The sequence below is a fragment of the Hanamia caeni genome, assembly GCF_003721595.1.
Lineage (GTDB): Bacteria > Bacteroidota > Bacteroidia > Chitinophagales > Chitinophagaceae > Ginsengibacter > Ginsengibacter caeni.
Genome location: NZ_RJJR01000013.1, coordinates 181836 through 206406 on the forward strand (window position 1 = coordinate 181836; position 24571 = coordinate 206406).

The 24571-nt window shown below is 39.9% G+C and carries 21 protein-coding genes; 11 read left to right on the plus strand and 10 right to left on the minus strand.

Annotated features, from left to right (window positions below; genetic code table 11):
* The first annotated feature begins 65 nt into the window (after positions 1 to 65).
* From EFY79_RS15640 to EFY79_RS15660, 5 genes are all read left to right on the plus strand, one after another.
* Positions 66 to 356, plus strand: a complete 291-nt coding sequence (locus EFY79_RS15640) for a 2TM domain-containing protein (protein WP_158605227.1) — start codon at positions 66 to 68, stop codon at positions 354 to 356.
* Positions 357 to 397: 41 nt separating this feature from the next.
* Positions 398 to 1039, plus strand: a complete 642-nt coding sequence (locus EFY79_RS15645; protein ID WP_123121661.1) for a hypothetical protein — start codon at positions 398 to 400, stop codon at positions 1037 to 1039.
* A 53-nt stretch (positions 1040 to 1092) separates the two neighbouring features.
* Entirely contained in the window at positions 1093 to 1380 is a 288-nt protein-coding gene (locus tag EFY79_RS15650; RefSeq protein ID WP_123121662.1) for a winged helix-turn-helix domain-containing protein, read from the plus strand.
* Positions 1381 to 1568: 188 nt separating this feature from the next.
* Positions 1569 to 2960 carry an ammonium transporter gene (locus tag EFY79_RS15655; RefSeq protein WP_123121708.1) on the plus strand — a complete coding sequence of 464 codons (1392 nt, stop codon included), beginning with the start codon at positions 1569 to 1571 and terminating at the stop codon, positions 2958 to 2960.
* A 35-nt stretch (positions 2961 to 2995) separates the two neighbouring features.
* Positions 2996 to 4045 (plus strand): outer membrane beta-barrel protein, encoded by a 1050-nt coding sequence (locus EFY79_RS15660; protein ID WP_123121663.1) that lies wholly within the window; start codon positions 2996 to 2998, stop codon positions 4043 to 4045.
* A 155-nt stretch (positions 4046 to 4200) separates the two neighbouring features.
* Here EFY79_RS15660 and EFY79_RS15665 read toward each other — a convergent pair whose 3' ends face one another.
* From EFY79_RS15665 to EFY79_RS15675, 3 genes are read right to left on the minus strand one after another with little or no spacing between them, the layout of a single operon-like run.
* Complete coding sequence (locus EFY79_RS15665; protein WP_123121664.1) at positions 4201 to 6777, minus strand: ligase-associated DNA damage response DEXH box helicase; 2577 nt, start codon at positions 6775 to 6777, stop codon at positions 4201 to 4203.
* Positions 6778 to 6832: 55 nt separating this feature from the next.
* The gene (locus EFY79_RS15670) at positions 6833 to 8467 is read right to left on the minus strand and encodes an ATP-dependent DNA ligase (protein WP_233578034.1); all 1635 of its coding nucleotides are present in this window, start codon (positions 8465 to 8467) and stop codon (positions 6833 to 6835) included.
* A gap of 6 nt (positions 8468 to 8473) precedes the next feature.
* Complete coding sequence (locus EFY79_RS15675) at positions 8474 to 9502, minus strand: ligase-associated DNA damage response exonuclease (RefSeq protein WP_123121665.1); 1029 nt, start codon at positions 9500 to 9502, stop codon at positions 8474 to 8476.
* A 236-nt stretch (positions 9503 to 9738) separates the two neighbouring features.
* On the opposite strand from EFY79_RS15675, the gene EFY79_RS15680 reads away from it, so the two are divergent.
* The gene (locus EFY79_RS15680; protein WP_148041938.1) at positions 9739 to 10119 is read left to right on the plus strand and encodes a hypothetical protein; all 381 of its coding nucleotides are present in this window, start codon (positions 9739 to 9741) and stop codon (positions 10117 to 10119) included.
* Here EFY79_RS15680 and EFY79_RS15685 read toward each other — a convergent pair.
* Positions 10116 to 11171: a response regulator gene (locus EFY79_RS15685; protein ID WP_123121667.1), complete on the minus strand. Its 1056-nt coding sequence runs from the start codon at positions 11169 to 11171 to the stop codon at positions 10116 to 10118. The two genes, EFY79_RS15680 and EFY79_RS15685, sit on opposite strands and share 4 nt — an antisense overlap.
* Positions 11168 to 12406 carry a PAS domain-containing sensor histidine kinase gene (locus EFY79_RS15690; protein ID WP_123121668.1) on the minus strand — a complete coding sequence of 413 codons (1239 nt, stop codon included), beginning with the start codon at positions 12404 to 12406 and terminating at the stop codon, positions 11168 to 11170. Before EFY79_RS15690 ends, EFY79_RS15685 begins: the two co-directional genes overlap by 4 nt.
* Positions 12407 to 12661: 255 nt before the next feature.
* Between EFY79_RS15690 and EFY79_RS15700 the strand changes: the two genes are divergently transcribed.
* The 4 genes from EFY79_RS15700 to selD are packed head-to-tail and all read left to right on the plus strand — an operon-like array spanning position 12662 to position 18217.
* Positions 12662 to 14356, plus strand: coding sequence for a hypothetical protein (locus tag EFY79_RS15700; RefSeq protein ID WP_148041939.1), 1695 nt, complete (start codon positions 12662 to 12664; stop codon positions 14354 to 14356).
* A 44-nt stretch (positions 14357 to 14400) separates the two neighbouring features.
* Positions 14401 to 15456, plus strand: coding sequence for a tRNA 2-selenouridine(34) synthase MnmH (gene mnmH, locus EFY79_RS15705; RefSeq protein WP_123121671.1), 1056 nt, complete (start codon positions 14401 to 14403; stop codon positions 15454 to 15456).
* 60 nt (positions 15457 to 15516) lie between these two features.
* Positions 15517 to 17145, plus strand: a complete 1629-nt coding sequence (locus EFY79_RS15710; protein WP_123121672.1) for a coiled-coil domain-containing protein — start codon at positions 15517 to 15519, stop codon at positions 17143 to 17145.
* 4 nt (positions 17146 to 17149) lie between these two features.
* A complete protein-coding gene (gene selD / locus EFY79_RS15715; RefSeq protein WP_123121673.1) occupies positions 17150 to 18217 on the plus strand; it encodes a selenide, water dikinase SelD in 1068 nt (355 codons plus the stop codon).
* A 161-nt stretch (positions 18218 to 18378) separates the two neighbouring features.
* Here selD and EFY79_RS15720 read toward each other — a convergent pair whose 3' ends face one another.
* The 4 genes from EFY79_RS15720 to EFY79_RS15735 all read right to left on the minus strand — a co-directional run bounded on the left by EFY79_RS15720 (position 18379) and on the right by EFY79_RS15735 (position 21406).
* On the minus strand, positions 18379 to 18912 hold the full coding sequence (locus tag EFY79_RS15720; protein ID WP_123121674.1) for a DUF4142 domain-containing protein: 534 nt from the start codon (positions 18910 to 18912) through the stop codon (positions 18379 to 18381).
* Positions 18913 to 19084: 172 nt separating this feature from the next.
* Positions 19085 to 19315 (minus strand): 4a-hydroxytetrahydrobiopterin dehydratase, encoded by a 231-nt coding sequence (locus tag EFY79_RS15725; protein WP_123121675.1) that lies wholly within the window; start codon positions 19313 to 19315, stop codon positions 19085 to 19087.
* A gap of 10 nt (positions 19316 to 19325) precedes the next feature.
* Entirely contained in the window at positions 19326 to 19760 is a 435-nt protein-coding gene (locus EFY79_RS15730; protein ID WP_123121676.1) for an IPExxxVDY family protein, read from the minus strand.
* A gap of 11 nt (positions 19761 to 19771) precedes the next feature.
* The gene (locus EFY79_RS15735) at positions 19772 to 21406 is read right to left on the minus strand and encodes a M20/M25/M40 family metallo-hydrolase (RefSeq protein WP_148041940.1); all 1635 of its coding nucleotides are present in this window, start codon (positions 21404 to 21406) and stop codon (positions 19772 to 19774) included.
* A 136-nt stretch (positions 21407 to 21542) separates the two neighbouring features.
* On the opposite strand from EFY79_RS15735, the gene feoB reads away from it, so the two are divergent.
* Positions 21543 to 23663, plus strand: coding sequence for a ferrous iron transport protein B (gene feoB, locus EFY79_RS15740; RefSeq protein ID WP_123121678.1), 2121 nt, complete (start codon positions 21543 to 21545; stop codon positions 23661 to 23663).
* Between the two features lie 96 nt (positions 23664 to 23759).
* Here feoB and EFY79_RS15745 read toward each other — a convergent pair whose 3' ends face one another.
* Positions 23760 to 24554, minus strand: a complete 795-nt coding sequence (locus EFY79_RS15745; protein ID WP_123121710.1) for a uroporphyrinogen-III synthase — start codon at positions 24552 to 24554, stop codon at positions 23760 to 23762.
* Positions 24555 to 24571: the final 17 nt, after the last annotated feature.

The following is a 24571-nucleotide window of genomic DNA, read 5'->3' on the forward strand; positions in this document are numbered from 1 at the left end:
AAGAATTATCAGGTATGAGGTTTGAGGTATTTGGGTTATTTATTATAAAACCTAAAATTAAGATTATGGAAAAAGAAATTAAAGACCCGGAATTATGGAAAAGAGCGCAGAAAAGGGCAGCATTTAAATATCATGTGCTTATTTATTTTATCATGAATATTTTTTTCTGGACCGTCTGGTATCTTAGCCTGAAAAATACCCCGAGCCCAATCACGCATATTGAGAAGATACCGTGGCCCGTATGGCCAATGGTTGGCTGGGGCATTGGGATTTTTTTTCATTACGTGGCTGCCTATAAAAATCAAAATTCCCTTGCCGAAAAAGAATATAATAAACTTAAAAACAATAATAATTGAACCAGGCAACGGCTTTTTCTCTAATTCACAAAACAATCAAAATGAAACAAACAATTTTTTTGGCGGCATTAATTAGCATTTCCGCATTTACTTTCGCCCAAAGCGCGAAATATGAAGGAGCAATGAAAGCAAATATTTCGCAGCTCGATTCACTCATGGCAAAAGGCAATTATACCGAATTGGCCAATAATTTTACACGCATCGGCGATGCCGAAAAAAACCAATGGCTTCCCTATTATTATGCCTCCTATTGCTACACCATGGACGCATTAAGAAGCCAGGATGCTTCGGCAAAAGATCCTATAGCGGATAAAGCCGATTCATCCATTCAAAAAGCAGTGGCTACTTTAGGAAAAGATAATTCTGAAACAGCGCTTATCAAATCAATGATTGCAACTGTTCGCATGACGGTAGATCCACAAAACCGTTACCAGCAGTATGGCCCCGCTATCACGGATAATCTGCAAAAATCTGAAACGCTGGACCCCGCTAATCCACGGCCTATTCTGTTTGAAGCTGAAAACAAATATTATACTCCGGAAGCATACGGCGGCAGCAAAGAAGAGGCAAAAAAGCTGTTAGAGAAAGCAAAAGTTCTTTTTGATAATTTCAAACCAGCCTCAGATATTTCACCCAATTGGGGTAAAGATGCATTGGAATATTTTTTATCGCAGTATAAATAATTGGCTTCGAAGATCAAGTAAAAAAAATATGATATTTATCGTAATTCAAAATAATGCAGTTTAAAGAATTAGACCCCATATTGCATTCTCAGTTGCGGCTGGCGGTAATGTCGATTTTAGTCAGTATAAAAGAAGCGGAGTTTTCATCTCTCAAAGAGAAAACAAATGCTACTTCGGGTAACCTAAGCGTTCAAATCAGTAAATTAAAAGAAGCAGGTTATATCGAAATTCAAAAACAATTCAATAATAACTATCCACAAACCCTGTGTAAAATAACCCCCCTTGGCAAAGAAGCTTTTGAGAATTATGTAAAGGCCTTGCAATCTTACATGAACCTGTAAAATGAGATTTCGAATATTTATTGCTCCACTATAAACAAATTATATAAATTAATATGTTTTAAATATAAAAGAAAATAGCCTGTAATTCATTTCAGTATAGCTAAAATATTACATTAAATAAATAAAAATATATTTTTTTTGTTTGTTTTTTGGATTATTCGTTTAGTTTTGATTAAAATTAAATGGATATGAAAAAAATTAATCTGTCTAAAGTTATTCCTTTTGGAGTTTTAATGTTAATTGCCTGCGTTGCATTATTTGTTCCTTCCCTTCCCGAATTTAATGGTAAAGGCCAATATGTTCCGGCAGATATGACCTGGTTATTAATTGCCACTGCTCTCGTTTTCTTAATGACTCCCGGCCTTGCATTTTTTTACGGAGGAATGGTTCACAGAAAGAACGTGCTCTCGACCATGATTAAGAGTTTTGTGGCTGCGGGCATAGTGAGCGTTTTATGGATAACAGTAGGGTATAGTCTTGCTTTTGGAGATTCGATCGGAGGCGTAATCGGGAATCCCTTCACACATATTTTTTTCAAAGGAGTAAATTCAGGTCAGCCCTGGAGCCTGGCGCCGACTATCCCTTTATTATTGTTTGCTCTTTTTCAATTGATGTTTGCCATCATTACACCCAGCCTGGTGGTGGGAGCTGTGGCAGAAAGAACAAGGTTTTCTTCTTACGTGCTTTTTATTGTCCTGTTCAGCCTGTTTGTGTATGCGCCCATTGCTCACTGGACATGGAATCCTGAAGGATTTTTATTTAAAATGGGAATCCTCGACTTTGCCGGCGGAACTGTAGTTCACATTTCAGCAGGATGCGCTGCCCTCGCTGGAGCCATCGTTTTAAAAAGAAGAAAGGTACACATAGAACATAAAGAAATTCCGCCCGCAAATATTCCCTATGTACTAATTGGAACTGGCCTTTTATGGTTCGGCTGGTTTGGTTTTAATGCTGGTTCTGCCATGGCAGCCAACCATTTGGCCGTTTCTGCTTTTGCCACTACTAATACTTCTGCCGCCGCCGCTGGTTTAGCCTGGATGTTTTTTGATCTTTTGAGGGGGAAAAAACCTTCGGTTCTCGGTTTCTGTATTGGCGCCGTGGTAGGCCTGGTTGCTATCACACCTGCGTCAGGCTATGTAGCCATTCCCCAAAGTATTTTTATTGGAGTAGTAGCCGCTGTAATTTCAAACATAGCTATTTATTATAAATCCAAATCTCCTTTGGATGATACCTTGGATGTGTTTCCCTGCCACGGTATCGGCGGCATTGTAGGCATGATTCTTACAGGAATTTTTGCTACCAAAACCGTGAATGCCGGCGGTAATGATGGCTTATTTTATGGAAATCCAACATTTTTCTTCACTCAATTAAAAGGATTGGGCATTGTAGTAGCCTATAGTTTTGCCTCTTCCTACGCTATTTTCAAATTCATCAATTGGATAATGCCTATGCGGGTAAGCGAAGAAGATGAAGAATTAGGATTAGATGCCACTCAGCATGACGAGAAATATTTCCAGGGCACTTTGCTGGTAAAGCAGAATGGCATTTTACACATCGAAGAAAATACCATAGAACTTTAAATCATTCTATTTTTTCATTTTTAAATAATTATTCAATGCTGACAAAAATTGGCCCGGCCATCTTTTGCCTGGTAGCATTTACAAGTGCAAAAGGTCAAGACACGACGAAAAATGCTTTTTTTAAATTTTCAGGAAGTGCTGATGCATATTACAGGTATGATTTTAATAATCCCGAAAAGCCATTTAATAATTTTACGAGCTTCACTAATTCACAGAATTCATTTGAGTTGGGAAGCGTATCCTTCAAGGCCGAACACAACGTAGGCAAAGTGGGGATGCTTGCTGATATTGGTTTTGGAAAAAGAGCAGAAGAGTTTTCCTATAATGATGAAAAATCCTCAATTGCCATTAAACAATTGTATGTTACTTACTCACCTTCCCCGAAAATAAAACTGACAATGGGCAGTTGGGCTACCCATGTTGGTTATGAATCAGTAGATGCGTATGCTAATAGAAATTACAGCATGAGTTATCTTTTTTCCTATGGCCCCTTTTTTCATACCGGGTTAAAAGCGGATATTTCTTTGTCCGGAAAGTCGAATTTAATGATTGGAGTGGCCAATCCTTCTGACTTGAAATATGCCAGCAATCTTCCAAAAATGATAATTGGCCAATTTTCAACTTCTACCAAAGATGACAAAGTAAAGCTGGCTATCAATTACCAGGGCGGAAAAAATAACGATTCAGCAAAGCTTTACCAGGGCGATGTGGTAGTTAATTATTCCATTGCGCAAAAATGGAGCCTGGGATATAATGGCTCTGTTCAATGGCGGAAAGGAAAACAATTTGACAAATGGGATGCCTCTAAAAGCTGGTACGGCAATGCATTGTACATAAATTCAAGTCCCAATAGCTGGCTAGCATTTTGCCTGCGTACAGAACTTTTCAATGACAATAAAAATGTGCTCGGATTTGATGATTCTATTTTTGAGACCACGTTTTCAACTAATTTCATTATTGATAACCTTACCATTATTCCTGAAATACGATTTGAAAGCGCCGGAAAAAAGATTTATTCAAAGCAAAATGGCGACGGCATAAATAAAACCGGAAATTTTTTACTGGCGGTGGTGTATCATTTTTAATCTTCCCATGCCCCAAAAAAAAATGATGGTATTTGCTCGTCTGCTGTAAATATGAAAGAATTAATTTTCCTATTATATCGTCGCATTCGGATTGACATTGGATAAAAACAATCATTTAGGAATTGAGCCTGGTCTTTTAAAGTTCCGGTGTAGGTTTATTTTTCCAGTTGCAGTTGCATTCTCTTTACGCGCTCCTCCAGCTTTTCTGACGAAAGGTCTTCACGCATGCTGTCAACTTTTATCGGGAAGCAAAAAGGAGTGAGTCTTTTTGGAAAAGTAATAATAATTTTTCCCTGTTGAATTCTTTCCAGCATATCGTGCAGGCGCTGTTCTTCCATTTGTTGTTCCATCACTTCGTTGTACGCCTGCCGCAACAGGAGATTATGCGGGTCATATTCTGAAAATACATTAAACAGGAGCGAAGCCGAAGATTGCAGATGGCGTGCTTTCTTCTGCTCGCCGGGGAATCCCTGGAAAATTAATCCTCCAATTACGGCGATATCACGGAATTTTCTTTTCGCCATTTCCACGCTGTTAAGGCTGCGCCGGATATCTTCAAATAAATTAGCAGGCGAAAAAAGTGTGTACGCGTTACTGTCATCCAGGGGAATTGGCTGATCACTCAGCAATTCAAAGCCGTAATCGTTCATCGCAAATGAAAACGTAATAGGGATGATTAAGCTGATGCGGTACGCCAACACCGCTGCCATGGCTTCGTGTACCAATCTCCCTTCAAAGGGAAAAACAAAAAGATGAAAGCCATCATTGGTTTCAATGTGTTCAATTAATAATTCATTGCGCTTTGGAATATGAGAAAGATATTCCTGCAATTCAAAAAGTGGCTTTAGAATTTTCAACTCTTCTTCTTTTTCAACGCTCAATTTATCATTTTCAATTCCTAAGCCTGCTTCATCAAATTTTTTGCGAAGCATAAAACCGAGATTGGCTGAAAGCGGCATTCTTCCTCCCTGCCAACTCGGTATGCGGGCCTTCTTTGCATTTGATTTTCTCACGACGCACGTCATATCTTTTATCATCACAAATTCAAGTGTTCTTCCGGCCAAGGTAAAGACATCGCCTGGCTGCATTCCGGCGATAAACCATTCTTCGATAACGCCGACATAGCCCCCACTGATAAATTTTACTTTCATCATTGGGTCGCTCACGATTGTTCCTATATGCATGCGATGTCGCATCGCCATTCTTCGGTTATTGATTTTATAAAGGCCATCGATAATTTCAATTTTTTTAAAATCGTCATATTGTTGCAATGCCACGCCTCCTGCAGTTGCAAAGTGCAGGATTTGCTGCCATTCTTCCGTTGTTAGGTATTGGTAACAGTAAGTGGATTTGATTTCTTTAAAAACAATTTCAGGGTAAAACCCATCTGAAATAGCAAGCGTACTCAGGTACTGGATAAGCACATCAAAGCATAATAAGCGCGGCTCACGTGCTTCTATCAGCTTAATTTCCGTTGCTTCTTTTAATGCAGCAGCTTCGATTAATTCCAATGAGTGTGTTGGTAAAAAATAAATTTTACTGACTTCACCCGGCCGGTGCCCGCTTCTTCCGGCTCTTTGTAAAAATCTTGCGACGCCTTTGGGTGAACCCACCTGGATCACGGTTTCAACGGGACGAAAATCAACACCAAGATCCAGGCTGGCAGTGCATACTACCGCTTTTAATTTCCCGGTGTGCAGATTTTCTTCCACCCAGAAACGAAGATCCTGCTCGATACTTCCATGATGCAAAGCGATAGATCCGGCGAGGTCCGGACAAGCATTTAACAAAGCCTGGTACCACATTTCGCTCATGCCACGTGTGTTGATAAAAATAAGCGTGGTCTTGCTTTTCATGATGATTGGAATTACTTTTTCAACCAGCTTAATTCCAAGATGGCCTGCCCATGGATACTTTTCAATTTCATCAGGAAAAATGGATTCGATTTGAATCGGCTTATTAATTACAGCAGTAACTGTTTTAAAATCTTTTTGCGTTAAACCGATTTGCGAAAGAGAAGAAAGCAATACTTCCTGCGCCTGTTTAAGATTTCCAATGGTGGCGCTAATGCCCCAAACATTTAATGCAGAAGGCTGAATGCTGAACGCTGAAGGCCTTGAACTGCCGGCAGAATCAAAATTTGCATTATTTGTTGCTTTACTATTCTGTCCAATAATTCTCGACAAAGCAAGTTCCACTTGCACGCCACGTTTGCTTCCCAGCAATTCATGCCATTCATCAACTGCAATGATTTTTAAATTTTTGAAAATATCCGGATAATTTTTTTGTGCCAATAAAAGATGAAGGCTTTCAGGAGTGATGATCAGCACTTCAGGAATTTGTCTTTTTTGTTTGGCGCGCTCGCTCAAGCTCGTGTCGCCATTGCGAATGCCGACTTGCCAACTCATGCCAAGTTCTGCAATCACTTCTTCCATCGCTCTTTCAATATCTTTTGCCAGCGCGCGCAAAGGCGTGATCCATAAAAGTTGTAAGCCGTTTTTATTTTTCGTTAGATAATTTTCCGGATTTGAATTAATGAAAGAAATGATGGCGCCTAAAAAAACAGAAAAAGTTTTTCCGCAACCGGTTGGAGCATTTACCAATCCCGATTTATGATTGATGATGTGTTGCCATGTTTCTTCCTGGAAAGAAAACGGAATAAAATCCTTTTCAGCAAGCCATTCACTGATTACTTTAAAGCCCTTTGTATTTTTTAATTCAACTTCAATCATTCAACAATAACAATAAAACAATCAACAATAATTCAATAATAAAATAATTCAATAATCACTTTCCATATAACCTCAACATCTCTTTCAAATCATCCAGCGTGTTGATCTCCTCAACCGTTTTATCTTTCCTCCAACGGTTCATTCTTGGGAAACGAAGTGCCACTCCGCTTTTATGACGATTGCTTGCAGCAATTCCTTCAAATGCAATTTCAAAAACCAATTCAGGTTTTACGGTTCTTACCGGTCCGAATTTTTCTAAAGAATTTCTTTTTACAAAATAGTCTATCTGGGCAAATTCTTTATCAGTCAGTCCTGAATAGGCTTTTGTAAAAGTGATTAATTCATTTCCGTCTTTCACCGCAAATGTGTAATCGGTGTAAAGATTGCTTCTTCTTCCACTTCCTTTAGCTGCGTACACCATTACGCAATCAATCGTCAAGGGATCGATTTTCCATTTCCACCAATCGCCTCGCTTTCTGCCTACTTTATACACCGAATCCTTTCTTTTCAACATGATCCCTTCGCTGTTTTTATTTCTTGATTTTTTTCTGAGTTCTCCAAGGTCATGCCATGAATTAAACTCAATGACTTCAGAAATTTGTATTGCCTTATTTTGAATAGGCGAAAGAATTTCTTCCAGTTGATTTCTTCTTTCAATTAAAGATTTCTCACGCCAGTCTTCATAGTTATATTCCAAAAGATCGTAAGCGAAAAAACTAATTGGTGCTTCCTGCAATTGTTTCTTGGAAATATTTTTTCTTCCGATCCTCGTTTGCAAAACCGCGAATGGCAACGGTTTGCCGTCAACAGCAGGAATGATTTCTCCGTCCAAAACAACACCATCCGGTAACAAATCTTTCAGAATACAATACTCCGGAAACTTATCCGTCATCAATTCTTCGCCTCTGCTCCACACAAATAGTTCGTTATTTCTTTTGATCATTTGCCCACGGATTCCATCCCATTTCCACTCCGCCTGCCACAATTCCGGGGCTCCCAGATTTTCAACAGAATCGTCAATAGCATAAGCAAGATAAAATGGATAGGGTTTTGAAAAGTCGGTAACAGCAACGGTTTCATTTAATAATTCGTTAAATGAAGTAGTAAGCGGGTCCCAGTTGCCGCTGATCCTGTGCGCGATGATTGAAGGGGAAACATTAACCACTTTTGCCAATGCATTCACGATTGTTTTTTGTGAAACGCCAATGCGGAAAGCGCCGGTGATCAGTTTATCAAAAACAAATTTTTCTCCGGCGTTCATCTGTTTCCAGCTCTCAACAATAAAGTTTTTTTTCACCGCTTCATCTTCTTTTTCGATGCTAATTAATTTTTGTAAATAGTAAGAAAGATTTTGATTTTCGTGTTGGAGCGTTTCTGTTTTCGAAAGCAACAAAGCCAGTGTTTCGGAAAAATCACCGACGGTATGATGGCATTCAGTAAATAGCCAATCGGGAATTTGCGCAAGTTCTATACACCATTGCCGCATGAGTTTCAAATTCACTGACCGCCGTGGTCTGCGTCCGCTGAAGAGCGCAATTACCCAAACCTTATCTTCATCGGGGCCGGTTGCAAAATAATCAACAAGGCTTTGCAATTTGTCGTTTGTTTTTGTGGAAGAACTTAGTTCGTTTACTAACTCTGCAAACAATTGCAAGCCATTATTCTTTTCTATGTGAGCAATTTCATTCATACACTTTTAGTCTTCATTTTTGTTTTCCAACGGCGAATTTGCTTCTTCATCTTCATCGCCAAATTGCGTTTTTACTTCTGCAGAAATGGCAATATTTTTTTCATTGAGATAACGGCTGAAGGCCGATTGAAAGCCATGCGTCACAAAAACTTTTTCTGCTCCGGTTTCCTGAATTGTTGTTATTAAAGAATTCCAATCTGCGTGATCGCTTAAGGCAAATCCTGCGTCCACATTTCTTCTCCTGGCATTTCCTCTGACCTGCATCCAGCCGCTGCAAACGCCGATTGAATACGGATAGAACTTTCTCATCCACGATGTTCCCTCTGCTCCCGGCGGCGCTATAACCACCGTTTCTTTCAACAATTCTTTTGGAGTTTCAGGAGTGATTCTTACAACAGGATTCAAATCCCAGCCGGCATCAATAAATGTCTGTTGCATGTTGTAAATCGCGCCATGAGCATAAATTGCTTGCGTAGTTTCTTTAAGTGCCTGTAATACACGCTGCGATTTGCCGAGGCTGTAAGCGATCAAAATACTTGCTTTGCCATTCTCTTTATTTTTAGTGATCCAGTTGATGATGTCAGTGTAAATTTCCTGTTGCGGCTTCCAATGAAAAATGGGCAAACCAAAAGTGGATTCAGTAATAAAAACATTACATTTTACCGGCTCAAATTTTCCGCTGATGCCATCATCTTCTCTTTTGTAATCGCCACTTACTACCCAAACCTCATTTTGATACTCGATCCTTATTTGTGATGAGCCAATGATATGCCCTGCAGGATGAAATGAAATTTTTACGCCATTCATAAAAATCGTTTCGTTCCATTCTACCGTTTGATAATGGTTGTTTCCCAATCGCAATTGCAGAATGGGTTTTGTGAATTTGTGACACAAATAAAATTTGTTTCCGAAACGCGCATGATCGCTGTGGCCGTGGGTTATAACTGCTCTCTCCACCGGTTGCCACGGATCAATATAAAAATTTCCCGCTTCGCAATAAAGGCCTTTATCCGTAAAAGAAATAAGTTGGGGCATGAATTAAAAGATTACAAATTACCTGCCTCTTTTTACGGGTTAATAATTTAGACGGGCTTTCAAACAGTAAACAAACAAAAAGTAACAATTTTTATTTTAATGGCGACACACAGAATCGATTTTGTATGAAAAATTCTTAAGAAAAGTGAAGTTGTTTGCTGCATGATTTTAATCATACAACTAATTGCCTGCGCTCATTTGCCAGGCGCGCGCTTATATTCAATTTTGGGTTTGCAATGATAAAACCACGAAACGAAATAAATGATCAATTAAAACACGAGCTTATGTCGTGGTTGAGGCTTATCGAGTTTTACCGGCAGGAAAATGCATTGCTTAAATACCGCCTGAGTGAGTTAGTGGACGATAGCGAGGATAAAAAATTTTTACAGCTTGCCGAGCATTATCAAAATGAATTTTTATTAAAGGACGATACTTTGAAAAAGCTGCTAAAAAATGTGCGGCAATATTTGGATTGGCTGGAAGATGGGAATGAAAATGCATCGGGTATCATAAATAATCACCATATCCTTCGCGATGAAATCCTCGGTTTTGAAAAAAATTTTATCAGTGTTTCCGCAGAGTTTAATCAAACAATGCTGCAGTCGCTTTCATTTTAATTCAACATATCTTTCAGCTTCCTTTCATTTAAAACTTTTACATAACCGGCCTCTGCTTCTATTAATTTTTCATTTTTGAAATCGCTGAGTGTCCTTATCAGCGATTCGGTGGTGGTGCCTGCAATATGCGCCAGGTCTTCGCGGGAGATATGAATCGTAAAATCCGGCGCATCTTCTTTTTTATATTTTTTAGAAAGATTTATGATGGCATCGGCTACTCTTTTTCTGAGCGAATTGTAGGCAAGGCTTATAAGCTGTTCTTCTTTTTCTGCTACATCATGTGCCAGCATCCTGATAAATTTTTGCGCTACCTTTTTATTATTATTTACCAGGATTTCAAAATCTTCGCGGCCAATTACTGTAATGTCTGATTCTTCCAGCGTTTCAGCGGTTTCTTTGTAAGCTGTATTTTCAAGAAGTGCATTGTATCCAAAAAAATCACCCGCATTATATAAGCTGGTAGTAAGCTCTTTGCCGAGGTCGTTGATTTTATAGGTTCTTATTTTTCCTGAGCTTAAATAATATAAGCTATGTGGGTGGTTTCCTTCAGCATATACGCGTTGCTTTTTTTTGAAATGATTAATGACTTGTGAGTTGGTTAATTTATCAAGTGCATCTTCATTTTTTATTTCATCAAAAAAATCATTGAGCTTGCTGGCAGTTTGCGCGCGGGTTATTTGCGCTTTCACTTTTTCAAGGCGGCTTTCGATGGCGTTCAATAATTCGATATCAGTAAAGGGCTTGGTAATGTAATCATCTGCGCCCATTTCCATTCCTCTTCTGAAATCGTTGCGTTCCGTTTTAGCAGTCAGAAAAATAAACGGGATGCTTTTTAAATTTTCGTTTTTATTGATGAGATGGAGAAGGCCGTAGCCATCCAGCACAGGCATCATGATATCACAAACAATAAGATCCGGCTGAAATTTAACAGCCAGCTCGTAGCCCGCTTTGCCATTGGCTGCTGAGGATACCTGGTAATTTGCCATTTCAAGAATTTCGCAGGTATTTTCCCTTATGTCATCATTATCTTCTACTAATAAGATTTTTGTCATTGTGCAAAGATTATATTTATTTCTGTGCCTTTATTGAGTTTACTTTTTAATTCTATTTTGCCATTCATCATCTCTACATATTTTGCCACAATATGCAGCCCAAGGCCTGTGCCGGGGATGTTGATAGCGTTGGAAGCGCGATAAAATATCTGGAATAAATTTTCCTGGTCTTTTGTTGAAATCCCCATTCCCTGGTCTTTTACACAAAATTTTAATGCATCGTTTGTTACTTCCGTCGTGACTGTAATCGGCTTATTTTCTTCGGAAAATTTTGCAGCATTGGAGAGAAGATTGATAAGAATATTTTTGAACAATACTTCGTCAAGAAAAACCGCCTGGTTACCGGTGTGCGTGTAAATGACTTTCTGGCCTTTCTTGAAAAATTCGGCCATCTCATTTACCTGCTGGGAGATCATTTCCTTTATATCGAAATTGGATTCATGCCGGATGATTTTTCCATCTTCTATCTTACCCAAAGATAAAAATTCATTGAGGATGTTATTCAGGTTTAATACCGATGATTTGATACGCTGGATGTGCTTATCCCGCTTTTCCTGCTCGGAGGTCAGTTTGTATTTGGCGAGCAACGAAGCTGAAGAAAGTATGGTGCTCAGTGGTGTTCTGAATTCGTGTGAAGCCATAGATACAAAGGCGCTTTTCATATCTCCCAAATCCTTTTCCTTGCTCAGGGCTTTTGTAAGCTCATCTCTTGATTCTTCCAGCTTTTTCAATGTTTCCTGCAGGATTGCCGTTCGTGCTGCCACTTTTTTTTCCAGCTCGGCATTCAACGATTCCATTTCCTTGTTCATCGCGGCCAGTTGCAGCCGTTGCTGTCTGAGAATGCTCTGCGCTTTCACCCTGGCGGTAATATTCATGACAAATGCAATGGAAAAGGTGCCCTGTTCATCGGTGTAATTACTCAGGCTTACTTCCACCGGAATTTCCACACCATCTTTTGTGAGGCCAAATAATTCCCTGCCGATACCCATTGGCCTGCTGGCCGGTTGTTCCATAAAATGATTTCGCTCGGATATATGCACCTCCCTGTACCTTGATGGGATAAGAATTTCCATTTTTTTGCCGATGAGCTCATCCAGATTGTCATATCCGAATTCAGTAATCAGGTAGTCATTTGCGAGTGTGATATTGCCCGAGTCGTTCACTACAAGTATGCCAAGCGAAGCGTTTTGAAATATGGCTTTAAATTTTTCCTGCTCCTGAATCAGCTTATCCATGATGTCGAATTTTTATGCGCATCCTCATGTTACAATAAAAAAAGCAAATTTAAACTGTAATGGCAAATGCCATCGCCAAAACTTGTTGAAATGCAGTAAAGCAACCTGCCTACCGGTGGGTAGATAAATAAAGCATTTTTTTATGTAGCAAAAAAAGCAGGCTAATGCCGTTATCCTAAAATAATCGGAAAGAAGTGGATGAATGATTTCGACAAACAAACAGTAATTTGCCGCATGCATTTTAAAAAAATAATTTTGAAAATTAACGCACTGAACAAAAAACAAGAATCTGCATTATTTCTTGCTTTACTGTGTATTTGCCTTATTTTATTTTCATTTTCCAAAAAAAAGCCGGGTGTAATTTCTACAAACAAGAATCCTAAAATTGTAAACATTATTAATTTCATTCGCCTGACAGAACCAAGGGATGCTAAAATTACAGAGGATGTGCTTTATCAAACTGTGGTGAGCCAGATAGAATTCATGAGAAAATACAAGCTCAAAGGCACTTTCCTGTTGCAATATGACGCCTTAATGGATATTCGTTACCAGGAATTATTAAAAAAACTTCCTTCAGATTCTTTTGAAATTGGTGGCTGGTGGGAAATGCCCAGACCCTTTGTTCTTGATGCCGGATTGAAGTGGCGTGGCAATTCTTCATGGGATCCGCGCGCCGATGTTGATTTTGCTACCGGCTATTCTATTGAAGAAAGAAAGAAGCTGGCAGATACGTATATGAAACAATTCAAAAATATTTTTGGGCATTATCCCTCGTCTGTTGGTTCATGGTTTATTGACGCTTATACACTGAATTATTTATATACGAAATATGGAATCATTGCGTCCTGCAATTGCAAAGACCAAATCGGCACTGATGGATATACTTTGTGGGGCGGCTATTGGAACCAGGCTTATTATCCCAGTTTGAAAAATGCTTACATGCCTGCGCAGAATGCGGATAACCAGATTCCTGTTCCTGTTTTCCGGATGCTGGGAAGTGATCCTGTGAGGCAATATGATAATGGATTAGGTAATGAACGGCAGGGCGTGGTTACGCTGGAGCCGGTTTATAAATTTGGCGGAGGAGATTCTGCGTGGGTGCATTGGTATTTCAAACAATTTACCGAAGGCGAATGTTTGAATTTTGCTTATGTGCAGGCCGGCCAGGAAAATTCTTTTACCTGGGATGCCATGGAAAAAGGGTTTAAAATTCAAATGCCTCTTATTGCCAAACTCAGGGATGAAAATAAAATTAAAGTTGAGACCCTGGCGGAATCGGGGAAATGGTTTCGCAATAATTTTAAAGTAACACCGGCAACATCAGTAACGGTAAATGATGATGTAAAGAAGGATGATGTACAAACTGTTTGGTACGACAGCCGCTTTTACAGGGCCAACTTTTTATGGGAAAATGGAACCTTGCAAATACGCGACATCCATTTATTTAATGAAAACCTGGCTTCTTCCTATCTGACTCAAAAATCCACTTCTACCAAGTCGGAATTTTTTACATTGCCTTTTGTGGATGGCAACAGGTGGGGCTCACCAAATAAGCTTGCGTCATTATTTTTTAAAATAATGGATAATGGAAAAGAATTATTGCTGAAAGGAGGAAAACCTGTGATTTCAGGAACAGGGAATAAATTGCGCATAGTCTGGCCGGTTAATTCCCAGGATGGAGCCATGGTGTTGAGTTTGGATGAACAAACCCTCAAAATAGAATTTACTGGGAAAAAACCATTAGAGTGGTTTCTAAAATTGTCAAAACAGGCAAATGTGGATCTCCCTTTTAAAAAAATAACGCTTAAAAAAGCTGAATGCGAATTTGAGAAAATGAATTACGCTGTAGTAGCAAAGAAAGGATCATTTGGCCAGCCAACAGAAGAAGCGCCCTTATTTTTAAAACCTGAAAACAATCAACTGGAACTTGAATTAAATACGCTCAACTAAATACATTTTTTGTGCGGGGGTGAGTATCCAAAAAAAATTTATTGATGCCCATTGAGAAAATTGATGTTGAAAGTTTTTTAAGGCTGTCTGAAGTTTTCCCGGTTCTTGATGTAAGAAGCCCGGGTGAATATTTCCATGCGCATATTCCTAACGCCTGTTCTGTTCCGATTTTTACGGATGAACAGAGAAAAATAATTGGTACGGCCTATACACAACAAAGCCGCCAAATCGCCGTAGATCATGGTCTCAATTATTTTTCTGAAAGAATGAAAATTATTCCCGCAGAAGTGGAACAAATTTCTTCTCAGAACAATTTGAATAATAATTCTGACAAAACATTTTTAGTTCATTGCTGGAGGGGAGGAATGCGAAGCGACGCCGTGGCCTGGCTTTTAAATTTATATGGCTACAAAATATTTTTGCTGAGGGGCGGCTACAAATCGTTCAGAAGATGGGTGCTCGCGCAGTTTGAAAAACAATATGAATTAAATATTTTGGGTGGATTCACGGGCTCAGGCAAAACTGAAGTGCTGAAAGAACTGGCAGCGAACGGTGAAAAAGTGATCGACCTTGAAGCCATTGCCCGCCATAAAGGTTCAGCCTTCGGCAGCCTTGGAGAAGCACCGCAGCCGGGTGCTGAAATGTTTGAAAATTTATTAGCAGTTCAGTTATGGAATATTTCAATGAAAGAGGATAAAACAAGCCCAATATGGTTAGAGGATGAAAGCGCGCATATCGGCACTGTTGGAATTCCTAAGCCCTTTTGGCGTCAAATGCGGCAGAGTAAATTATATTTTTTGGACATTCCTTTTGAAAAACGGCTTCAGCATATTGTAAATACCTATGGTGTTTTTGACAGGCAATCGCTGATGGAATGTGTCTTAAAAATCCAAAAACGGCTTGGCGGATTGGAGACAAAAAACGCTGTGCAATTCATAGAGGAGGGAAACCTATTGGCCGCATTTTCTATTCTTCTGAAATATTATGATAAGATGTATGGCCAAAGCCTTCTTAAACGTGATAATGTCGAATCATTGATCCAGAAGATTGATTGCGGCGACGTGACCGAAAAAAATGCATTGCTTTTACCTGAACATTAATGTATTTTTGAATACTTTAGGGCCGTTCAGGAACCATCTTCACCATAAGAACTAACATTTATGCGTCATAAAAAATTTATAGCTAAGCTGCGGGCTTGCTTCGTGATTTTTTACGTTTTCCCATTTTACTGTTTTTCACAGGACCTTGCCGGCGTGTATACCGGCCGGCTTTATAACGACACCACTAAAGAATATATCCCGTTTGAGTTAGCAATAGATAATTCCAAAGGCAAAACGGAAGGTTTTTCCCACACTACTTTTGTTTCAGAAAGTGGCAACAATGTAGGAATAAAACAGGTTAAGATTAAAATCAAAAATGACGAGGTTACTTTTGAAGATGAAAAATTTGTTTACAATAATTTTCCCGAGCCACCGCCAAAGGGAGTTAAAATGTTTGCCTCGTTGAATATATCAAACCGCAATGGGATTCCCGTTTTGACTGGCACCTGGAAAACCAATGCGACAAAGGAATACAGGCCACTTACGGGAACGGTAATGCTTGAAAAAAAGAAAGAGCCGCAAAGCACGTCTCTCGTGAAAAAGCTGGAGGATTTAGGATTAGCCAGATATCTGGAATTTTTGACGGATAATTCGAATACTATTGCTGCAAATAGTAAGGCCAGGGAAGATTCTATAAGAAAACAGCAGGAACTGGATGCGCTTGCCAAAGCACAAAAAGCAAGGGAAGATTCAATAAGAAAGCAACAGGAACTGGATGCGCTTGCCAAAGCACAAAAAGCCAGGCAAGATTCAATACTAAAACAACAGGAACTGGATGCACTTGCCAAAGCACAAAAAGCCAGGGAAGATTCAATAAGAAAACAACAGGAACTGGATGCACTTGCGAAAGCGCAAAGAGCCAGGGAAGATTCAATAAGAAAACAACAGGAACTGGATGCGCTTGCCAAAGCACAAAAAGCGAGGGAAGATTCTTTAAGAAGACAACAGGAATTGGATGCGCTTGCCAAAGCACAAAAGGCCAGGGGAGATTCAATAAGAAAACAACAGGAACTGGATGCGCTTGCCAAAGCACAAAAAGCCAAAGAGGATTCTACAAAAAAACAACAGGAGGAGCTTGCAAGAGCTGAGCGTATAAAATTATACCGCGAGCAACAGGCTAAAGAAGAATTAGAAAAACAACGGGTGGCACAGGAGCAGTCAGCGAGCGCACAGGCAGCAAAAGATCAGAAGGCCAGGGAAGAACTGGCCCGCCAGCAGGCTGAGAAAGAGGCGCTGGCAAAAGCCCAAAAAACAAAAGAAGAATCGGAAAGACAAAAACGGGCGCAGGAAGAACTACTTAGAATTCAAAAAGCAAACCCGACAGCAGGCGCTGATGTTTCAAAAAGAAAACTGGAAACGATAAGGACCGTAGTGGTTGCCCAGGATAGTCTTGTTTTTTCATTATATGATAACGGAACAGTGGACGGCGACACCGTGAGTGTTTTAATAAATGGGAAAGTGGCCATTCCACGCTTGGGTTTATTGGAAAGAGCTTATAATAAAACGATTTATCTTACGCCCGATATGGGGGATTCTATTTCAGTAGTTTTGTACGCGGAAAACCTTGGCAGCATTCCTCCGAACACGGGGCTTCTTGTTATCAGGGAGGGCTCAAAAATTTACGAGATCCGGTTTAGTGGCGATATGGATAAGAATTCAAAAATTGTATTAATTAGAAAAAAAGAATAACTGATTGGAAAATCCTGAACTTAAAGAAAAGATAAAGCTCACTCAATATTCCCGCGGGGCTGGTTGTGGTTGTAAAATTTCACCGAAAATATTAGAGGAAATCCTGGATTCACAGTTTTCATTTCCCGGAAACAACCTGATTGTTGGAAATAACAGCGGGGATGATGCTGCAGTGTATGACCTTGGCAATGGCCAGGCCTTAATTTCTACCACCGATTTTTTTATGCCCATTGTGGATGACGCATTTGATTTTGGACGGGTAGCAGCCGCCAATGCCATCAGCGATGTATATGCTATGGGAGGAAAGCCTGTGCTGGCACTTGCTATTCTCGGATGGCCGGTAGATCATCTTCCTGCATCTCTTGCAAAAGAGGTGATGGAGGGCGCAAAAACGATTTGTTCCCAGGCCGGAATAGCGCTCGCCGGAGGACACAGCATTGATTCTGCCGAGCCCTTTTTTGGCTTGTCAGTCAATGGCGTGATTTCAATTAACCATTTGAAAAGAAATGATACGGCAAAGGAAGGCGATGTAATTTTTTTGACAAAACCCATAGGCGTGGGTATTTTATCCACTGCTCAAAAAAGAGGTGTAATAGAAGACAATGATCTCAAAATTCTGATACATCAACTAACGTCATTGAATTCGATTGGGAGCAGGTTAGGCGAAATCAAAGGCGTGACGGCAATGACAGATGTTACAGGCTTTGGCCTCGCCGGTCATCTCTCTGAAATGGCCGAAGGAAGCGGATTATCTGCACAAATTAATTACCCGGCAATACCAATTATAGAGGGGGCCGTTGAATATCTTTCAAAAAGAATTGTGCCGGATGCTACCTACAGAAACTGGAACAGTTATAGCAACAAAATCAGTTTTGAAAAAGGCGTAAATGTGATGGAAGCTTTCTCTATCCTGCCCGATCCCCAAACCAATGGCGGATTGTTAATCGCTGTTGACCCGGGTTCGGTTGATGAAGTAAAAGAACTTTTCCGGCAAAACGGTTTGGAAAAATTTGCAAATCCTGTGGGGAGGTTTGTTGGAAAAGATGAGAAAGTAATCCACGTATTGAAATAAAATAAGTTAACTAGATTACCGTACACAGCAAAGCAGCAAATAACTTCTTTTTTTATTTCGCCATTTATTATAAAATGGCGGGTGGGCCCACCCGCCATAATAATTCTTTGCTTACTACATACAAAAAGCAATGGATCGCTATCGGACTGAATTTACCTGTGTTATTTAAAATGCATTTCAGTGGCGATGCTATCTGCTTTTTGCAAATGTATTTGAATTTTGGGAAGATACTTATTGGCGAAATCTTTCACTTCTGTGCGGCTGCCTGAACTTAATTCTGTCTGAAAATCGGTTACCGTCTTTTGATGATCTGCAATCTGGTTAATGATATAAGTGGAATCAAATGCGCGGCCTGAAAGTCCCTGCAGGGTTTGCAGCAAAGTTGTATGGTTTGCATCCACAGAATCTTTCACATCTACGCCCACAGTCGTGCCAACGCTTTTCAGATCTGCCTGCGCTGTCGTATGCTGTGCTACCATCGTGTCACCGAAAGATTTAATCATGACATCTTCACCCATCGTAGAAGCAAGCGCTCCTGCGGCAACTTCCGCGCTATTGGCTGCAGACACCTGCATCATAAAAGTTTTGTCGGCGTCGTTAAGCGTATTGGAAGTCTTGGTTTTGTCTTTTGTACAGGCAAACAAGGACACGCTTAAAGCAGCGCAGGCAATAAATGATTTTGTTGTAATTTTCATAGATGTACGTTTTAAAAGATTAAATAATTAAAAAAAAGGGTATCGCGGTTATTAAACAAAACACGTGCGAGAAATTCTATTTCCAGGGGTCAGCAGTAATTTTAACTTTACCGTATCAGCAAATTAAGAGGAACAGATAATCACTTTTTCATTACGTCGCAATTAAAACCGGTTAGCTAAACTTATCAATAATATCCGAAAGCTTTTTGTCTTTATCTGTAACAATATCGCCTGCATCGTGGCTTGAAAGCCAGATTTCCAGCTTATTATATTCGTTAGTCCATTTGGGATGATGGTCCATTTTTTCGGCTGCCAGCGCTACCCGGGTCATGAAGGCGAATGCTTCTGAAAAATCTTTAAATTCAAATTTTTTACAAAGCTTATTATTTTCTTCTTTCCACATAATAAATATTTTAAAAGATTAAATGTTGCTTGTTTTTAATTTTTTCATTGGTAAGTTCAACCACCATCTGCACCGAAGGTATTGTCTTCACCGTATTCATTAACGCAGACAATTCATCGTCCTTCATAATGTCATCTTTCATCAGCCATAGAAAATCGAGGTGCCTGAACTCAGGTAGCAAATATTCACCGTCATCTTCATTATTGTATAAATAATGTTTTATGGTGGCGGATTGCTCGCCGTATTGATAAATCGGGAAAAAATAGTGCCGGTTTTTTTTATTGAGATGAATTTCGATGCTGTTATTAATCCTGAAATCAAAATTGAGCAATTGATTCAGGTGCCAGCAAAAGCGGTATTGTTCGATAGAAGCCACAATGCCTAGCAACCTGGTGTTTTCAAAAAATTCACCCAGCATGGCTTCATTGTCAATACGCAATTTCATCTTCCGTTGGTTTAAAAAACTACATTAAATCTTAAGGTTTGGTTCCCTCTCAAAACCGTAACAGTGGTTGCATCTCCCTTTTTAAATTTCCCTAATGCTTCCATATAACCGTAAATATCACTGATTTGGTTATCGCCAATTTGTGTAATTACATCCCCGTTCTTCATTCCAATCTTTTCTGCATTCCTGCCTTCAACAGTGGCATCTACTCTTACACCTTTTCCCTGGTACCCATAATCAGGCATAAATCCAAGGGTTACTGAAAAGTGCGCTGTTTCCATTTTAGGCTCCTTTGTTTTTGAAAATGGGATTTTTTCGTCATTATTGGTTTTTTTAAGAATGTCTTCAATGTATTGAATTACCCTCAGTTCCCCGGTGAAATTTATTTTGTCCGCATCATCAGTGGCTTTATGATAATCCTTTTGCATGCCGGTAAAGAAAAACAGCACAGGAATATTTTTTAAATAAAAAGAAGTATGATCGCTTGGGCCGATGCCTGTGGAATCAAATTTTATGTTGAGCGATTTTGTTTTTTCGGGAAGAATTTTACTCCATTCCGGCGATGTGCCATAGCCGCCGATTATTAAAGATTTGGTAGCATCATCCAGCCGGCCAATCATGTCCATATTAATCATATAATTTACTGCATCTGGTGGCACGGTTGGATGTTCTATAAAATATTTAGAGCCAAGCAATCCAAGCTCTTCTCCTGAAAAACAAATGAAAAGAAAATTATTTTTTTTAAGCTTTGAATCTTTTACCATTTTAGCCAGTTCCAATACGGCTGCGGTGCCGCTCGCATTGTCGTCAGCGCCATTGTGAATTTCATGTACACCGGGGTCTGTTGCATTGTGGTCGTCGCCGAATCCCAGGTGATCATAGTGAGCACCCAAAATAATCGTGTACGGTGCACCGTTATCTACATAACCAATTACATTATGGGCGGTAGACATTTTTTCGCCGATTTCAACTTGAAGATCTACGGTAAGGTTTGCTGCGTTGTCGCTTAAATATTTCGCTGCCATCTTCTTTGATAAATAAACTACAGGAATGTTTACCGACTCCATTTTTGATTTCGCATCAAAATGTAAATCGTCATCTTCATTTCCCGAATTGAAAATAATTAAAGCAGATGCGTCTTTTTTTTGAATGTTGAGCGCCTGTTGCTTTGCCGATTCAGAAATATCAAAATGAGGATTGTCTTTATTTTGTGCAAGTATATCTTTGATATCCCAAAACCACGGCATTCCTTTTTCTTTGAATGCCGGAGAAACATCTCCGCCGGCCTTACCATTGCCGCTTATAATTAAAGGGAAAAAATCTTTGCCGGCTTGTAATGAAGTATCGTTAATAATAAAATGTGTAGCCGGAAGAATTTCCTTGCCTTCGTGAATCGTAAAAGCCTGCAAATAAGAGTTATTATCTCCTTTAGGAATTAATCCTATGGCTTTAAACTGGCCTGATAAATATTCGTAAGCTAATTTTTCGCCTTCGCTGCCGGCTCTTCTTCCCTGCAATTGATCGCCGGCCAAATAGGTGATTTCAGTTTTCAGATTGTCAATGATTTTCTTCTCTGCTTTCTTTAATTTCTGCGCCTGTGCCTGAACGGATAAAAGGATAAAAAATATATAGAGGTATTTCATCATGAAATTGTTTTTTTTGGAAGACAAAATTAAAGGGAATTCACACAGGTGATAAGATAAATTCATGCCAACAATGTGTTTCCCTATTTCGTAAAAAGAATGAATCGTTCGCTGTTACCTTTGCCCATTATTTCATTCATTGGCCACGCAACTCAACATAGCTTTAGTCGGAAATCCTAACAGCGGGAAAACCTCGCTTTTTAATGCACTTACGGGCCTCAACCAAAAAGTGGGCAATTTTCCAGGTGTGACGGTTGATAAGAAAACCGGTATTTCACGGATTTCTCCCTTTATGTCTGCCAAAATCATCGATCTGCCCGGGACTTATAGCCTTTATCCGAAAAGAGGCGATGAATGGGTAGCCTATAAAGTTTTGCTGGAGCAGGACCCGCAGATAAAGGCGGATATCATTGTGTTGGTGGCCGATGCAAGCAACCTCAAAAGAAATTTGCTGTTTTGTTCGCAGATCGTGGATCTGAAACGGCCGGTGGTAATTGCGCTGACGATGATGGATATTGCCGGAAAAAATAATATCAAAGTGGATGTGGCGGGACTGGAAAGAGAACTCGGTGTTTTCGTGGTGCCCGTAAATCCGCGAAAAAATAAGGGCATCAGCCAGCTAAAATCAGCCATTTCAAATGCGGCAAACAATCTTGATCGTTTGCCGGAGCGCGATTTTACCGATATGAAAAGTTTAGCGCCCTGTGCTATAAAGAAAGTGCAGCATTTGTTTCCTGAGGTCAGTGATTACCGCGCCATACATTATCTCATTAACCATGAAAATTTTGCGCTGAACGATGAAACCCAGGAAGCGATAGAAAATATTGAGATTGAAACGCAATTTAATCCTACCAAAACCCAGGCGCAGGAAATTTTGCAGCGATATGGAAAAATAAAATCCATAATGAAGCAAACCGTGGTGGAAGCTGACCCGTTGCAAAAAGCTTTATTTACGCAAAAACTTGATGATATTTTATTACACCGCACCTGGGGCTATCTCATTTTGATGGCGGTACTTTTTATATTGTTTCAAAGCATTTTTGTAATTGCCCAATACCCGATGGACGGGATAGAATGGTTTTTTGCGGAGGGAAGCAAATGGCTGGCCACGCTGCTGCCCGCAGGCTGGTTTTCTGATCTTTTCATCAATGGAATTCTGGCTGGCTTAAGCGGTATTGTAGTTTTTGTGCCGCAGATCATGATTTTGTTCGGCCTTATTACGCTTTTGGAAGATACCGGTTATATGGCAAGGATTAGTTTTCTTACCGATAAAATTATGCGAAAGGCAGGCCTGAATGGCAAAAGCGTAATGCCTATGGTAAGCGGCCTCGCATGTGCGGTGCCTGCCATTATGAGCGCCCGAAGTATTGAAAATAAAAAAGAAAGGTTATTAACCATCATGGTTACGCCCCTGATGAGCTGCAGTGCAAGATTGCCGGTTTATACGGTGCTGATTGCGCTGGTGATTCCGAATAAAATGTATTTGGGTTTTATAAGCCTGCAGGGCTTAGTGATGATGCTGATGTATTTTTTAGGAACTTTTATGGCGCTGCTGGCCGCTTATGTAATGAAATGGTTTATCAAAAGCAAAGAAAAAAGCTTTTTCATTTTGGAATTGCCTTCTTATCGTGGCCCGCGATGGAAAAATATCATGACGACGATGGTAGAAAGAGCCAAAATATTTGTTTTTGAAGCGGGGAAAGTAATCATGGTAATCAGTTTGCTGCTATGGGTGCTAAGCACGTTTGGGCCACCCAAAAAAATGCATGCCGTTACTGTCAAATACGAAAATCTAACTAAACAAAATCCATCGCAGGCTAAGGAATATGGAAAGCTTGAAAGCACTGAAAGGCTTGAGAATTCATACGCGGGCATCTTAGGCAAAAGTATCGAACCGGTTATCAGGCCTTTGGGGTACGACTGGAAAATAGGAATCGCGCTTATAACTTCGTTTGCTGCCAGGGAAGTGTTTGTCGGAACAATGGCTACACTGTACAGTGTTGGCGACGACGCGGATGAAAACAGCGCCACCCTTCGTGAGAAAATGAATGCGGCCACGTGGCCAAACGGTAATAAAGTTTACACGCTGGGGGCCGGATTATCGCTACTTGTTTTTTATGCATTGGCGATGCAGTGCATGAGTACTTTAGCTATCGTAAAACGTGAAACCCGCAGTTGGAAATGGCCTTTGATAATGCTGGCCTACATGACCGGCCTTGCCTATATTATGAGTTTTATTGCGTACCAGTTGTTCAAATAAAAATATAAATCCGGCCATTTGTTTATTTACTGTAAAACAGGTTGCCTTGCTATTCACGCTGAAAACTTAGAAAGATAATTTCAAATGAAATTTTGACTATTTCTTCTGTAAGGCAGACAAATATTTTTCAAGCGCTGAAACCATGCTGGGCGCTTCCTGCGCCGGGGCGAGTATATCGGGCCTTAATCCTGCATTGATGATGGCTTTACGGGTATTATCGCCAAAAGCGCCTATCAACGTGCCATTTTGTTTAAAGGAAGGACAATTGTCTATAAAGCTTTTCAGTCCCAACGGGCTGAAAAAACAAATTATCTGGTAATCATATTTTTCAATGATGGCCTTCACATTGTTGGAGGTAATTTGGTAAAGTACGGGAATTGCGTAATTGCAATTATTTTCACTAAGCCACGAGGTGATTTCACTGTCGAAAGATTGCGAACACGGATACAAAAATTTTTCCTGGTGCTTGTACTTATCCATTACGTCGAACAGGTTCCTCGTGGTGCCATCATTGCTAAAAAACACCTTTCTTTTACGGTATAGGATAAATTTTTGAAGATAAAGTGCCACGGATTCGGTAATACAAAAATATTTTACATCCTGCGAGATAGAAATTCTCATTTCATCACAAATGCGAAAAAAATGGTCGATGGCGTTGCGGCTGTTAAAAATAACCGCAGTAAATGAAGAAATATCTATTTTTTGTTTTCTGAAATCTTTGGATGGCACCGGGTCAATGCTAATCGGGTTCGCAAAGTTTAATTCAACATTGAATTTTCGGGCAATCTCAAAATAGGGGGATTTTTCACTTTCGGGCCTGGGCTGCGTGATCAAAATATGGCGGATTTCCTGTACTGTTTTGGGATCCTTAGGGTCGATATTTGTATCCATTTTAGAATTCATGCAGT